We start from the raw sequence: 14,987 nt of genomic DNA on the forward strand, positions 1-14,987 counted from the left end.
TTTCTCGAACTATCCGGTGCGGCAACGCATTCCGCGCTACACCAGGGCCGCCGACGGGGGCAGGCTGAGCTCGGCCAGCTCGAGCAGGATCCGGGCGACGTGCACGAGCCGGTCCGGCGACGGCTCGGCGGCCAGCAGGCCCGCGCTGATCCGGCGCACGGTGCGGCCCTCGAGCACACCGGTCACGCCGAAGCCGTCCACCGCGAGCAGACCGCGGATCTGCCCGGTCAGCGTGGTCGCCAGGATCGAGTTGCCGCCGACGTCGAAGAAGTCTGTGTCGACGCCGAGCCGGTCGAGCCCGAGCACCTGGGCGGTGATGTATTCCACCGCGGCCTCCACCTCGTTCGCCGGGGGCACGTAGCCGGAGCGGGTCTCGGCGTCCTCGGCGAACAACGCGCCGATCGCGGCCCGGTCGAGCTTGCCGTTGGCGGTGAGCGGAAGCGCGTCGAGCACCTCGACGACTTCGGGAATCATGTAGGCGGGCAACAGCTCCCGCAGCTGCTCGACGACGCCGTCGACCTCGGCCGGGCCGTCCGCGGTGACCGCGGCGGCGAGCCGGCCCGCCGCGGTGATCACCACGACGGCCGAGCGCACCGGCGCGAGCGTGGTCAGCGCCGACTCGATCTCGCCGAGCTCGACCCGGTAGCCACGAATCTTCACCTGATGGTCGGCCCGCCCGAGAAAATCGACGGTGCCGTCCGGCAGATAGCGCGCCAGATCACCGGTCCGGTACCAGCGCACGCCGTCGACCAGGACGAACCGGTCCGCCGTTCGTTCGGCGTCGCCGCGGTAGCCGTCGGCGACGCTCGCGCCGCCGATCCAGAGTTCACCCAGCACCCAGTCGGGGCAGTCCTCGCCGCGCTCGTTGACCACGCGCAGCCGCACGTTCGCCAGCGGCGTGCCATAGGGCACGTCGGCCCATTCGGCGGGGAAGTCGTCGGTGACCTCGCAGACGGTGGAGTGGATCGCGGTCTCGGTGGTGCCGCCGAGGCCGACGAAGCGCAGGCCGGGCACCAGCGCGCGGGTGCGTTGCGCGAGTTGGGTTTTCACCTTGTCGCCACCGGTGAGCACGAGCCGCAGCGAGCGCAGTTGCTCGGGTGCGGCGAGATCGAGCAGCATGCCGATCAGGCCGGGCGCGCAGTTGAGCACGGTGACACCGGCGTCGGCGATGAGCGCGGCCCACGCGGCGGCGTCCCGCTCGGATTCCGCGTCGACGCAGGCGAGCGCGCCGCCGAGCGACAGCGGCGCGAAGATGTCGTAGACCGACAGGTCGAATCCCAACGCGGACAAGCCGATCAGGCGGTCGTCTGCACCGAGGCCGAAGCGGGTACCGATCGCGTCGATGGTGTTGGCGGCGGCGCGGTGACTGACCTCCACGCCCTTGGGCTCGCCGGTGGATCCCGAGGTGAAGAGCACGTAGGCCAGGGCATCCGGCTTCGTGGCCACCGGGTTGTCCAAAGGTGTTGCAGCCAAAGCGGTTCGGAGGACGACACCGGTCACCGCGTCGGGTAGCGCGTCCGCGTCGTCGACCAGCGCGACCCGCACGCCACCGCGCGCGAGGATCCGATCCCGCCGCGCGTTCGGCTGGTCGGTGCCGATCGGCAGGTAGGCCGCGCCCGCGGCGAGCACGCCGAGCACGGCGGGAATCTGCCGGTGCCCCTTGGGGATCACGACCGCGACGGTGTCGCCGGGCTCGACACCCGCATCGACCAGCGCGCGGGCGACCGCCAGTGCCTGCGCGGAGAGCTCGCCGTAACCAGACGACCCGCCGTCCCGCCAGCGCAACGCCACGCGCTCCGGATGTTGCCGGGCCAGTGCGAAGAACACGTCGTGCAGGGTGCGCTCGCCCAGGTCGACGGCGCTGTCGTTGGCCGAATCACGGACCGCGCGCTGCGGTTCCGGCAGCGCGATGGCCAGTTCCGCGGACCAGTCCGCGTCCGGGCGCACGAGTGCGGCCAGGACAGCCCGGAATTCGGCGAACATCGCCTCGGTGACGCCCGCGGGCAGCGCGTCGCGGCGGATGTCCCAGTTCACCAGCAATCCACCGGCCAGCTCCACGACCTGCGCGTCCAGGTCGACCTGCGGTCCCTGCGAGAGGATCCAGACCGGCTCGCCGAAGACCCGAGTGACCCGCTCGGAGAACAACTCCCCCAGATCGAGCCCCGAGGTGAAGACCACCGACGGCGTGACCGGCGCGCCGCGCAGTCTGCCGAGCTCGCGCAGCACGTCCAGGCCCTCGTAGCCGGAGTGCGCGGCCGCGGTGTGCAGCTCTCGCTGCAACCGCTTCGCTCTGTCCACCATCGACTCCGTCGTGCGCGCGTCCACATCGACCAGCACGGAATTGGTGAAATCGCCGACCACCCGGTCGATGTCGTCGTGCAGCGGCTCACGGGCGAACAGCGGCAGGTTCAGCAGGAAACGCTGCTGCGCCGACCAGCGCGCGATGGCCTCGCTGAACACGGTGGCCAGCGCTACGGCCGGGGTTACGCCGTTGCCGTGCGCGTACTGCTGCAATCGGGCCTTGTCGGCGGGGTCGAACCAGTGGTGCAACCGGATGCTGCGCGCCGGATCCGGTCGCTCGTTCTCCGGAACGACCGGCAGCGACGGGATGTCGGGCAGGGTCGGCGCCTTCTGCGCCCACCACTGCTCGTCGGCCGAATTGTCCGGCGCGGTAAGTGCTTTGGCGGCGAGGTAGTCGCGGAAGGTGAAGCCGAGCGGCGGGAGGATGTCGTCGTCGGCTTCGTACAGTGTGGCCAGGTCATCAAGGATGCGGCGGTAACTCTGCGCGTCGGCGGCGGCCATGTCGACGTCGAGATGCAGGCGGTGCGCGCCGTCGGGCAGCACCGTGACGGCGATGTCCACCACCTGTCCGGCGGCCACATCCATGCGCTGATGGCTCTTGTCCTGCCGGATCCGGCTCAGCTCGGCCTCGACGTCGGCCTCGGGCCGTGCGCTCAGGTCGAGCGTGCGGCATACCGGAACCAGCGGCTCCGGCAGGATGCGTTGCGTACCGCTGTCCAGGAATTGGGCGCGCAGCATCGCGTGGTGGCGCACCAGCCGGTCGGCCGCGCGGAGCATGCGATCCGCCCGCAGGCCGCGGCCGTCGAATTCGACGTAGAGGTGGGCCGCCACGCCGCCGAGTCGCTGATCCTGCCTGCGGCCGACCCAGTAGGCGTGCTGCATCGTCGCCAGCGCGAATTCGTCGGTGGCGGCGCCGGTCTCGACGACCGGCGTCGGCGCGGGCTCTTCGGCGATGTGGCTTATACCCAGCAACTCTGCCCACGCGGCGATCGTCGGGGACAGTGCGAGCGTGGAACTGCGCACGTCATAGCCCTGCTTGCGCCACTTGGCGGCCAGATGCATGAGCTTCATCGAATGCATGCCCAGACTCACCAGATCGTCGTCGTAACCCACCGTTTCGGGTGCTACGCCGAGATCCGCCGCCACCAGGTCGCGCAGTTCAGCCTTGCCGAGCATCGGACTCCTCACCAGCCGAGAAGCAGCCCATCGGGCTACATAGGCAAGCCTTGCCTAATCTCAAGGCATCGTAACCCAAGAAGTGGGGTCAGAGACAGAGTGTGGTTTGCCTAACCCATTTTTGATGACTCGTCATCGGCGTACCGCCGGTTACCGGCTCACCGTTCGGCGAATTCGGTCAGGATCGCCGCCCAGCGGTCGACCCGGACGTCGGTGTCCGCCTCGCCCAGAACCGCCGAGTTGACGTCGAATTGGGCGACCAGCGACGCCCCGTCGTCCTGGGGAACGACCGCCGTCGTCACATCGACGGTGAACCGCACCGGCAGATCGGGATGACCCGCGACACCGAACTCGGCGGTGAATTCCGCCAGCGGGGCCGGCGACCACGCGCCGGCGCCGAAGCTCAACACGTCGAACCGGCCGAGATGATTGAGCCTGAGCTGACCGCGCGCCGCGAGTGTGCGGTCGCCGAGTGGCGGCGGACCCGAACCCGGTGTCCAGCCGTCGATCTCCGCGAGCGGAACCAGCACGGTCTCCTCCACGGTGAACCAGCCGACCTGCCGGGTGTCGTCGTCGGCGGGCCGGCCGTGCGATTCCCTGGTCAGCGCGACCCGGCCGGTGGCGTCGGCACTGTCAGCGAACGTGCGCGCCCCGGCGAGAATCAGTATGTCCTCCACCGAGATTCCGGTCTCCGCGCATCGGGCGAGCAGCCGCTCGGTGCGTTCGGGGCCGAGTTCGAGCACGCGCTGGATCACCTTGGCCGCTCGGTCGGTGGCGGGGTCGGTGAGCCTGCCGCCGAGCGGGACGCCGAGGATCGGTGACCGCGTGGCCGGCGCCGGGTCCGCGGTGGTGTGCCGGGCGGCCTCGTTCAACGGGAGTTGGCCCTGGTCGAGCCTGCGCAGGTCGTCGACGAGGATCAACCAGGAGACGACGTCGACGGCGAGGTGGTGGATCGACAGGAGCAGCCGGCGCCGACCAGGTCCGCCGTCGAGCAGTGTCGCGGCGATCATCTGCCCTGCCGCCGGATTCAGCCGGTCGACGGTTTCGGACAGCCGGGCGGCGGCGTCGGACGAGTCGGCGACCACGGTCAAACATGCTGCCGCGTGGGCGGATTCCTCGACGACCAGCACGGCTGTGCCGGGTGAGTCGAGGTCGAGCCGGGAACGCAGCGTCGGGTGGGCGGCCGCCAAGGCGTCGAGCCGCTCGGCGATCTGCTCGGCCGACGCGTCGTCCGGGAGCGTGATCACCTGGCTCTGCGCCAGATAGCGGTAGTCGCCGTTGGCGATGATCTCGTGCGCGAGCGGGGTGAGCGGGAGGACGGTGCCCGCGGCCGTGTGCGCCGCCTCGACCGGATCCGCCGCGTCCGCGGCGTCGAGTCTGCCCGCGAGCTCACGCAGATCCGCCGCGGCGACAACGTCTTTCGCGGTCACCCGGTAGCCGGCGCCGCGCAGCCGGGACACCAGATCGATGATGCCGATGCTGTCGATGCCCAGATCGACCAGGCTGTCCAGCACGCCCACCGCGGCGGTGCGGCCCTCGCCCATCGCGGCGATCAGCCCGAGCAGGGCCCGCTCGGTCTCCGTGGCCGGCTCGGCCGCGACCGCGTCGGTGACCGGTGCGTGCAACAGCGCGGTCGCGGCGTGCACATCGAGCTTGTCGTTGCGGTTCAACGGAATCTGCTCGACGTGCGCGATCCTGGTCGGCACCAGGAACCGCGGCAGCCGCAGCGCCAGCGCCGCCCGGATATCGGCGACCGAGCGCTCGGTGACGACCAAGGCGCCCAGCCTGGTTCGGCCGTTCTCCACGAAAGCCAGTGCGGCGGCGTGCGTTACGCCATCCAGTTCACGCAGCACTACCGTCGCCTCGTCCGGCTCGACCCGATAGCCGTTGATCTTGACCTGGCTGTCGATGCGGCCCTCGTAGACCACCGTGCCCGCGGTGGTCCGGCGGACCAGATCGCCGGTGCGGTAACGCCTTCCGCCGCCCCCCGCGACGAACGCGGCCGCGGTGGCGCCCGCCCGGCCGAGATAGCCGAGCGCGAGTTGCGCGCCGGACAGGTACAGCTCGCCGTGGCCGCCCGGCGGCACCGGACGCAGCCGGTGATCGAGCACCTCGGCGGCCAGCCCGTCGAAGGTGCGCCCGATCGTGGGCGCCGCGTGCTCGTGCACGTCGGCCATCAGCGCCTCGACTGTGGTTTCGGTCGGTCCGTAGAAGTTGATCACCCGGGTGGTCGGCAATCGCCGCAGGCGCGTCCAGGTGTCCTGGCTGATCGCCTCGCCACCGAGCGCGAGCACCAGCAACGGGCAGTATTCCCCTGCGTGCTGGACGGATTCGGCGAACAGTCCGGCGGCGATCAACCGGCTCAGCATGGACGGCGAGGTATCGAAGATATCGATCCGCTGCTGCTCGATCGCCGCGACGATCTGCTCGGCATCGGTGCGCACGTTGTCCCCGAGCAGGACGACGGCGTGTCCGCTGAGCAGGGCGATCGTCGGCTGCCAGGCGGCGTCGAATCCGGTCGACCAGCCGTGGCCGATCCGCAGTTGCCGCCCGGTCTGCGCGCTGAGCGGCGCGAAGATCCGGCGCTCGTGGTTCGACCAGTGATTCAGCAACGCGCCGTGCGGCACCACGACGCCCTTCGGGCGGCCCGTGGTGCCGGAGGTGAACACGACGTAGCACGGCGTCTGCCGATTCGGTTGCGAGACCGGGCCATTCGCGGCCGGCGAGCCGGGCTCACCGAGCACGCGTAACCCGCCGTCGTGGTCCGGCACCGCGTGCACGACCTCGCGGCCCTGTTCGCGGACCAGGCTCAAGGCGTCGGCGAGCGACTCGTCGCCGAGCACGACACCGACGTTCGCGACCTCGAACATGTAGGCCAGCCGATCGGCGGGCGTCGCCGGATCCACATGCACGCACAGCGCGCCCGCCAGGCCGATCGCGAACGGCGCGTGCAGCACTCGGCGATCGCGGGGCAGCACGACCGCCACCGCATCGCCGTGGCCGACACCCGCGGTGCGCAAATTCGCGGCCAATGCCGTTACGGCCGTGCCGAACTCGGCGAAGGACTGCTCTCCCACCGGGTCGACGACAGCGACCCGCTCGGCGGCCCGCTCAGCTGCGGCAAGCAATGCCTCGGGTACTGACGCGTAAGCAACCGGCGGCCGCGTCTCGACGGTCAGCGCGGCGGGTTCGTCCTCGAGCAGCAGGTCGATATCGCACCCACGCTGCGCGTCGATCATCCGGCGCATGACCTCGAGTACCCTGCGCGCCAACCGATCCGGATCGAATCGGTCCACCAGATCCGGGCGGATCTCCACCCGGGTGATGAGCCGCTGGTCCTCCACCACCGGCACCACCGCGATCGGATAGTGGCTCGGCGAGTCGATCCGGCGCGGCGTCATGGTGGCTCCGCCGGCCAGCGGCATTGACGCGGTGATCTCCCCGAGCGGGGTGTTCTCGAAGACCAGCAGGGTGTCGAAGAGCTGTCCGGCGTCCGCGTGCTTGGTGATCTCGGCGATGCCCAGGTATTCGTGGGCCCGCAGTTGCGCCACGGCGCGTTGCAGCTCGGCGCCGATCACCGCGGGCGAGCGCTCGTCCATCCGCACCCGGACCGGGATGGTCGTGACCAGCGCGCCGACCAGCCGATCGGCGTGCGGCAACGAAGCGTCGCGCCCGGATGTGGTCTGTCCGAAGACCACGTCGTCGCGGCCGGTCAGCCCGGAAAGTACCCGGGCCCAGGCCATTTGGCAGACGGTGTTCAAGGTGATGCCGCGGGAACGGGCCCAGTTCGAGACGAGTTCGGTTTCCGCACGGTCGAATTCGGCCGTACCGAGCACCGGGAGATCGCCCGGCGCGGGTGGCGCGAGCATCGGCATCGGCGTCAGGACGGCCAGCGCCGCGGTCCAGGCGGCGATCGAGGCGGCGGTGTCGCGGGTGGCCAGCCAGGCCGCGTGCTCGCGCAGCGGCGGCGCCGGGGGCAGCGCCGAGCCCGCGCCGCCGTGCAGCGCGATCAGGTCGGCGAAGATCAGCGGGATGGACCAGCCGTCGACCACGATGTGATGTGCGGTGCAGATCAATTCGTAGGCGTGCTCGCCGACCCGCGCCGCCGTCACCCGGAACAGCGGGCCGTTGTCCAGGTCGATGCGCCGGCGACCCTCGTCCCAATAGAGCTGCTGGGCCGCGGCCTCCGGGTCGTCGGCCGCGCGCAGATCGACCTCGCGCCAACCGATCCGGCCGGCCGAGGTGATGACCAGCACCGGATGCGGCAGGCCATCGGTCGATACCGCCGCGCCCAGGTGCGGATACCGGTGCAGCACTTCGTCGAACGCCGCGCGCAGGCCGGGGAGGTCGACCAGGTTGTCGATCCGCGCGGCGAACGTGACCAGGTAGGGGTCGACGTCGCCGGACATGGTGCTGACCGAGTAGAGCCCGCGCTGCAACGGCGACAGCGCGACGACGTCGAGGATCTCGACGGTCACCGCACGCCGAACTTCTGGCCGAGCGCGGCCAGCGCCGCCGGATCCAGGCCCGAGGCGCTCATCGGCGCCGCGGCGGCCGGCGCGGGCACCTCGGCGGCGGGGTCGCCTTCACTCAACTGGGTGGCGAGTTCGTGGATCGTGGGGAAGGCGAACACCGTCTGCACGTCCAGCACGTGCCCCTGTTCGGCGAGGTCGGTGACCAGGCGCAGCGCGGCGATCGAGTCGCCGCCGAGGGAGAAGAAGGTGTCCGCGCGGCCGACCTCGTCGTCCTCGTCGAGTTCGAGCACCTTCCGGATCGCCGCGGCGACAACGCGTTCCGCGTCGGTCTGCGGCTCGCCGCCGAGTCCGGGGCCGCCCAGCAGGCCGTCGGCCGAGCCGGCCTGGGTGAACAGCGTCGCGGCGATGGGCTCGTCCGTCCCGGCGGCCCAGGCCGCGCAACGGCTTTCGAGGTGCGTGGCGAGTTCGTCCAAGGCCCGCCGACCGGACAACGCCGGGAAGTCGAGGGTGACGATCGCGCCGTCGGCATCGATCGCGACATCGACCACCAGGTCGACCCCGTGCGGGCGGGCGGTCCGCCGGTTCAGCTCGCGCACGGTGTATTCGGGCGTGCGGAGCGCGAGCGGTCCACCGTCGCGCACGCCGACCAGCACCTGGAACAGCGCGCCGGTCACCACCGCGGCGGTGCCCTTCAGCTGATGGGTGAGCCGTTCGATCCGGGGCTGCGCGTGCGCGCGAGCCTCGATCACGCAGGCCACGGTGGCGTCGATGAGGTCGCGCGGTGCGCCCGCACGCACCGAATCCAGCCGCAGGACAAGCTGATTGGCGACATTGCCGAGGAGGGCGCCCGATTCGGCCCGCGCCGGCTCGACCAGGCCCACCGCAACGTCCTCGCCGATTCCGGCCTCGCTCAGTACCCGCGCAATGAGCGCGGCGAAGGTGGCATCCGCGTCGCGGCCATCGAGCAGCGTGTCGAAGGTGCCGCGATCGAGGCGGAAGGCCCGGCGGGGTCCCTCCGCGCCGAGCTCGTCCTCGACGACCGGGACCGCGCGTTCGGGCAGGTCCGCCAGCCGCGCTGTCCAGTACTCCAGGCCCGGGTCGTCGCCGGCGCCCAGCTCCTTCAGCTGGGCGACGACCAGACTGCGGTACTGCGCCGCGGCGGGCTCGGCCTGGCCGTGCTCGTAGGCCGCGAACAGTCCGGTGGCCAGCAGATCGAGGCTACGGTCGTCGGCCGCGACCGGATGCACCGTGATCGAGACGACGGCGCGGTCCGGGAGGGCATAGCGCCGAATCCGGATCGGGAGGTCGCGCACCAGGTCGAAGCGGTGCACGGCGTCGGAACGCAGCGCGGGCTCCAGTGCGGCAGCGTCGATCCGGACGGTCTCGACCAGGCTGTCCGGCGCCGGTACGACCCGCTGGTACGGGACGCGGCGATCGTCGGGGAAGACGGTCCGCAGAATCTCGTGCTCGATCAGCACCGCGATGGCCGCCTGCTCGAACGCCTCGTCGTCGAGGTCGCCGGCGACCTCCAGCGCGACGAACAGATTCGCGGCCGCGGTGCGCCGCAGTCGTTCCGGCAGCAGCACGGCCTGCTGCGCGAGGGACAGCGGCGTGCCGCGATCCCCAGCGGTGGTGGCCCTGGGCGCACGTCGCACCAACGAATCCGACATCTTCGATCCTTCCGAGCACCGCAGCAACACCGGGAAAACCGCTGCGGCCACTGGGTACTGATCAAACAGTCGGGGGTGGGTAGCACGTAGCTACCCACCCCCGAATTAAAGTTAGCCTATCCTAAAACAGATCGGACCAACGGACCAGATGTGCCTACTTGCTCACAGCGGCCAAGGTCGGATCGAGCTTGTCCAGGACATAGGGCACCGACAGCGGCGTCGGCGTATTGATGGCACTGATCGTCGTCACGTCGACGAAGGCGATGCCGTTGTTCTTCACCGACGGCAACTCGTCGTAGCCGGGCAGGCGCTTGAACTTCTCCGCGAAGGCGGGCAGCGCGCCGCAGACCAGCATGTCGGAGGTCAAGTCGCCCAACCGTTCCGGGGACAGCGCCAGCCGGCCACCGGTCGGAGCCTCCTTCGCGATCCGCTCCGGGATGGACATGCCGAGCCGGTTGAACAGCGCGGCCGAGCCGTCCTTCGGATCGGCCAGCACCATCAACTGCGCCGGACCGGTCAGCATGCAGGTGAGGAAGGTCTTGCCGCGCAGGCCCGGATAGCGGTGCGCCACCTCGTCGATGCGCCCGTTGACGGTCGCGACCACCTTGTCCGCGTCGGCTTCCTTGTGCAGCACCTTGCCGAGCGTCGCGAGCTGATCCGACCACTGGTCGATCTGCGCGTTCGGGGTCACCGGGCCGATCGTCGGCGCCAGCTTGGACAGCTTGTCGTACATGGCCTTGTCCACCATGAAGCCGGGCACCAGGATCAGATCGGGCTCCAGCGCGGCGATCTGCTCCACCACGTCGGATCCCATCTTCAGCACCTTGGCCTCGCTCAGCGAGTCCGGCACCCACGGCACCTGAGACTTTCCGCCCTGCGAGACGTTGTCGGCATAGGCGACCGGTGTCACGCCGAGGGCGAGCGTGGCGTCGAGCCACTGGTTACCCAGCGTGACAATGCGTTTCGGGGTGCCGCTCACCGCGGTCTGGCCCATCGAGTGCGTGATGGTGACCTCCCCGGAACCCCCGCCGCTCTTGTCGTCGGATCCACAGGCGGCGGAGGTGAGCAACAGACCCACCGCCAGCACCGCGACAGCCCGGCCGACCACGCCACGGCCTCGTCCCGCCGTTCTTCGGCCCAGCATCATTCCGTTACTCCTCATATCGCGAATCGCCCCTGGTCGAGCCGAAGACCAGCCAGCCGTCGTCGGTCCAGGACGCTCGATCACCGGTGCGCACCAACCATCCCGGCGCGAACGGATCGGCCAGGAACGGTCCCGTCGCCGCGTCGCCAACTCGAGCCAGTGCCGCGCCGCCGATGAAAACCTCGCCGAGGACACCCGGCCGGACCGGCCTGCCTCGTTCGTCGAGCACCAGCACCCGCGCGCCGGGAATCGGGCGCACCCGGCCGGTGCCATCCAGCGGCCCGCGCGCGACTGCGCCGACGTATTCCGGCACCGCGTAGGCGATCGTGCCCACCGAGCCCGGTGCGGTCGCCGCGAGCAAAGCGGGAAGGGTTGCCGGAGTGTCGATTCCGGCGATGTCCCAGCGGCAGACGGTCATCGAGCCGGGGTCGGCGGCCTGCGCGAGCGCGGCCGCGGTCCCGGGATCGGTGACCACGTGGGTCACCGCGAATTCGGTGATCAGCGCGGCCAATTCGGCGGGATCGGTCCGTTGCGCCTCGGTCGCCACGATCAGCAGCGCGCCGTCGGCCAGCGCGGCGAACAGCTCGACCGCCGCGCGCGCGTCGATGCGCCGCACCGCGAGCAGGCGGACGTCGCGCGCGTTGTAGGCCGGATCGGTGCGCCCGCAACGGCGGTCCGCGGCCACCGCTCGACGGTCCGCGACGGCCACCGCCAGCGCTTCGGCGGCAGGCAGGGCGAAATCGCAAGTACCGTCGATGGATTCGTTCGCCGGCCCGACCAGCGTCGTGACCAGCCGGAGCAACCGGTCACCCAGATCGGTGGCCGGCGTGACCTCGTCGGGTCGCCCGGCAGCGAGCCGTTCGAAAAGTTCACCATAGGTCAATGCCTTTGCCCCGCAACGGATCGCGGGGCGAGCGCCGGGGAACTCGTAACCGCGGCGGATGACCTCGGCCAGATCGGCCACATCGGACAGCTCGACGCCGGTGGACCACTCGCCGAGCAGCCGCTCACGTTCGGCGGTAGTCAACTCCTCCGGCGGCACCACGGGGGTCGCCTCGATGACCGCGGCGAGGCCGGCCACCGTCGGGTGGTCGAAGACCACCCGCACGTCGATCTCCACCCCGAACTCGGCGCGTAACCGCGGCACCAATCGATTGGCCAGCAACGAATGGCCGCCGAGGTCGAAGAACGAGTCGTCGGCGCCGACCCGGTCGAGGCCGAAGATCTCCTGATACAGCTCGACGAGCCGAATCTCGGTGGCGGTGCCCGGTTCTCGATAGCCGCGGGCGAGCCGGACCGGCTCCGGCAGCGCGTTGCGGTCGAGCTTGCCGTGCTTGGTCAGCGGGATCTCGTCGATCAGCGTGAACGCCGACGGCACCATGTACTCGGGCAGGCTCGCGGCGACCCGCGCCCGCACCTGATCGAGGTCGAGCTCGCCCGCGGCGGGCACCACGTAGGCCGCGAGCATCATCCCGATCGACCGATCCGCCACCGCGACCACCGCGCAGTGCCCGACACCGGGATGCGCCGCGATGGTGGCCTCCACCTCGCCGAGCTCGATGCGATAGCCACGCACCTTCACCTGCGCGTCGGCGCGGCCGACGAACTCGAGCACCCCGTCCGCGGTGCGCCGCGCCAGATCCCCGGTGCGGTAGAGCCGTGCACCGGGCAGGAACGGATCGGCGACGAAGCGCTCCGCGGTGAGCCCGGACCGGTGCAGATAGCCGCGGGCCAATTGCGCACCGCCGAGATAGATTTCGCCGACCACGCCGTGCGGGACCAGTTGCAGTCGCTCGTCGAGCAGGTAGCAGTACACATTGCGGTTGGGCACGCCGATCGGCACGATCCGGGTGCCCTGCGGGCCGTCGACCGGCATGTGGGTCGCGGACACCACGGCCTCGGTCGGCCCGTAGTGGTTGCGTAGCTCGGCGTCGAAAACACCGGAGAACCGGTCGGCCATCTCGCCGAGCAAGGCCTCACCACCGACCGGAACGTGCCGCAGCGCACGCCATTCGCTCACTTCGGGCAGCAGCAGGAAGGTGCTCAGCGTCGACGGGACCATGTGCAGCACGGTGATTCCGCAGCGGGTGATCAGATCGGCGACGTATGGGATGTCGCGGAACGCGCCGCGCTTCGGAATCACCAGGCGCGCACCGACGGTCAGGGTGACGAAGATATCCAGCAGGGAGGCGTCGAAGCTGACCGGCGAGGACTGCAGCAGCCGATCGTCGGCGGTCATCCCCCATTCCGCGCGGAAGCCCTCCAGGTGCTCGGCGATCGCGGCATGCGAAACCGCCACGCCCTTGGGCTTTCCGGTCGATCCCGAGGTGTAGATGAGGTAGGCGAGATTGCCGGGTCGCAGCGGGCGTACCCGGTCCGCATCGGTCGGCGCGCGGTCGGGCAGCTCGACCGCGGACTCCTCCGCGGCGGCGAACTCGACCATGCCGAACACCAACCGGGGGGTCGAGTCGCGATAGAACTCCTCGATGCGCTCGTCCGGATCATCCGGGTCGATCGGCAGGTAGGCGCCGCCGGCCTTGAGCACCGCGATCACCGCGACCACGAACTCGACCGAGTTGCCGAGCCGCAGCGCGACCGCGTCCTCGGCGCCGATGCCCTGTCCGATCAGCCAATGCGCCAACCGATTAGCGCGTCGATCGAGCTGGTCGTAGGTCATCGACACGTCGGCGGCGTGGTCGTGCCGGGGCGCCACCACCGCGAGCGCGTCGGGTGTGGCCGAGACGGCGTGTTCGAACAGCGCGACCAGCGTGGTCGCCGGGGTGTCTACCAGCGCGCCGTGCGACTGGGTCAGCAGCCGCGAATGATCTTGCGGGCCATACATATCGAGATCGCCGACCCGCTCGTCCGGCGCGGACAACGCGCGGTCGAGCAGCTGAACGTAGTGCGTGAGCAGTTGCTCGGCGAGTCCGGGTTCGACCTCGTCGGCCCAGTATTCGACCTCGGCGTGCGCGCCCTGCGCGTCGAAGACGGTGGTGACCCGCAGCGGAACCTGCGGCGCCGAGCGAACCAGGTCGAGTCCGGTGGCGGTGACGCCGTCGAACTCGAAGCCACGCGGCGCCTCGCGCACACCGAAGCCGACCCGCACCAGTTGCTCCAGGCCGTCCCTGCCGTTGCCGCGGTCCGGGTTGATCTCGCGGATCACCCGATCGATGCCGACCTCCTGATGCGCGAACGCGGCGGCGCAGGTGTCGCGGACGCCCGCGGCGAAATTCGCGAAGGTGTCCTCGGGCCGGACCGCCGCCCGCAGCAGCACGGTGTTGCCGAAGTAGCCGATCACCGACACGGCAGACGCGTCGCGGGTCGAGACCGGTACCGAGACAAGGAAATCCGTCGCTGCCGTGTAGCGGTGGATCAGCGCGTGGAAGGCGGCGAGCGCCACCGCGAACGGGGTCGAGTCGTATTCGCCCGCGAACGCGTACACCCGGGAGAGCAGCTCAGTCGGAACCGGAAGCACACAGCGCCCGGTACGGCGGGTCTCGGTGTCCGCGGCGTTCGGCTTGCCGGGCAGCTCGAGCGACTCCGGCAGCGGGCGCAGCGTGCCGCGCCAGTAGTCGACCGCGGCGTCGCCGGGCTCGGCCGACTGCGGGTCGTTGCCCAGCACCTCGACCTCGACGAACTGGGTGGCGCGGCCGGACGGCGCGGCGCCGTTGTACGCGGCGTTCAACTCCGCGCGCAGCACGCTCCACGAATCGTCGTCCCAGCAGATCGTGTGCGCGACCAGAATGAAGACGAACTCGTCGGATCCGGTGCGCACCAGGGTGATACGCAGCGGAGCCTCGTCGGCCAGCGCGAACGGGCGGCCGAACGCGCGGCGCGCCAGCACTTCCAGCCGCCGGGCCCGGCTGGGTTCGGCCAGCTCGGACAGATCGTGTTCCTGCCAGGACGGCGTCAGCTCCGGGCGGGCGCGCTGGAACGGCTCGCCGTCCGCGCCCAATCCATAAGTGGTGCGCAGAATGTCGTGCCGGGCGACGACGGCGTCGACCGCGGCGCGCAAGCGCGCGACGGCCAACGGCCCGGTCAGGCGGTACGCGATACAGATATTGAGCGTGGTGTCCGCCGGATCACGGGTCTGCAGGAACCAGGCCCGCCGCTGCGCCGCCGACAGCGGATACCGCGCACCCTCGATGTTTTCCTCCGATGGCCGATCGGATCGGCTGTCCGGCAGGCGATTCGGAGAGTTCGCAATGGTCGACATGATTC

Annotated in this window: 5 protein-coding genes; all 5 read right to left on the reverse strand. The window is 70.5% G+C overall.

Features of this window, described 5'->3' with window-relative positions; all coding sequences use genetic code 11:
• Positions 1–36: 36 nt before the first annotated feature.
• Complete coding sequence (locus tag AB0M22_RS35195) at positions 37–3,477, reverse strand: amino acid adenylation domain-containing protein (protein ID WP_364736240.1); 3,441 nt, start codon at positions 3,475–3,477, stop codon at positions 37–39.
• Positions 3,478–3,635: 158 nt separating this feature from the next.
• On the reverse strand, positions 3,636–7,955 hold the full coding sequence (locus tag AB0M22_RS35200; protein WP_364736242.1) for an AMP-binding protein: 4,320 nt from the start codon (positions 7,953–7,955) through the stop codon (positions 3,636–3,638).
• Complete coding sequence (locus AB0M22_RS35205; RefSeq protein ID WP_364736244.1) at positions 7,952–9,622, reverse strand: condensation domain-containing protein; 1,671 nt, start codon at positions 9,620–9,622, stop codon at positions 7,952–7,954. The genes AB0M22_RS35200 and AB0M22_RS35205 overlap by 4 nt, the downstream gene beginning before the upstream one ends.
• Before the next feature lie 154 nt (positions 9,623–9,776).
• The gene (locus tag AB0M22_RS35210; protein ID WP_364736246.1) at positions 9,777–10,766 is read right to left on the reverse strand and encodes an ABC transporter substrate-binding protein; all 990 of its coding nucleotides are present in this window, start codon (positions 10,764–10,766) and stop codon (positions 9,777–9,779) included.
• 7 nt (positions 10,767–10,773) lie between these two features.
• Entirely contained in the window at positions 10,774–14,982 is a 4,209-nt protein-coding gene (locus tag AB0M22_RS35215; protein ID WP_364736247.1) for an amino acid adenylation domain-containing protein, read from the reverse strand.
• Positions 14,983–14,987: the final 5 nt, after the last annotated feature.

This window comes from Nocardia sp. NPDC051756, assembly GCF_040681495.1.
In the GTDB taxonomy this organism is placed as follows: Bacteria; Actinomycetota; Actinomycetes; order Mycobacteriales; family Mycobacteriaceae; genus Nocardia.

Coding starts and splice junctions, on each gene's coding strand:
- AB0M22_RS35195 (WP_364736240.1), bottom strand. CDS start 3,477: ATGCTCGGCAAGGCTGAACTGCGCGACCTGGTGGCGGCGGATCTCGGC.
- AB0M22_RS35205 (WP_364736244.1), bottom strand. CDS start 9,622: ATGTCGGATTCGTTGGTGCGACGTGCGCCCAGGGCCACCACCGCTGGG.
- AB0M22_RS35210 (WP_364736246.1), bottom strand. CDS start 10,766: ATGCTGGGCCGAAGAACGGCGGGACGAGGCCGTGGCGTGGTCGGCCGG.
- AB0M22_RS35215 (WP_364736247.1), bottom strand. CDS start 14,982: ATGTCGACCATTGCGAACTCTCCGAATCGCCTGCCGGACAGCCGATCC.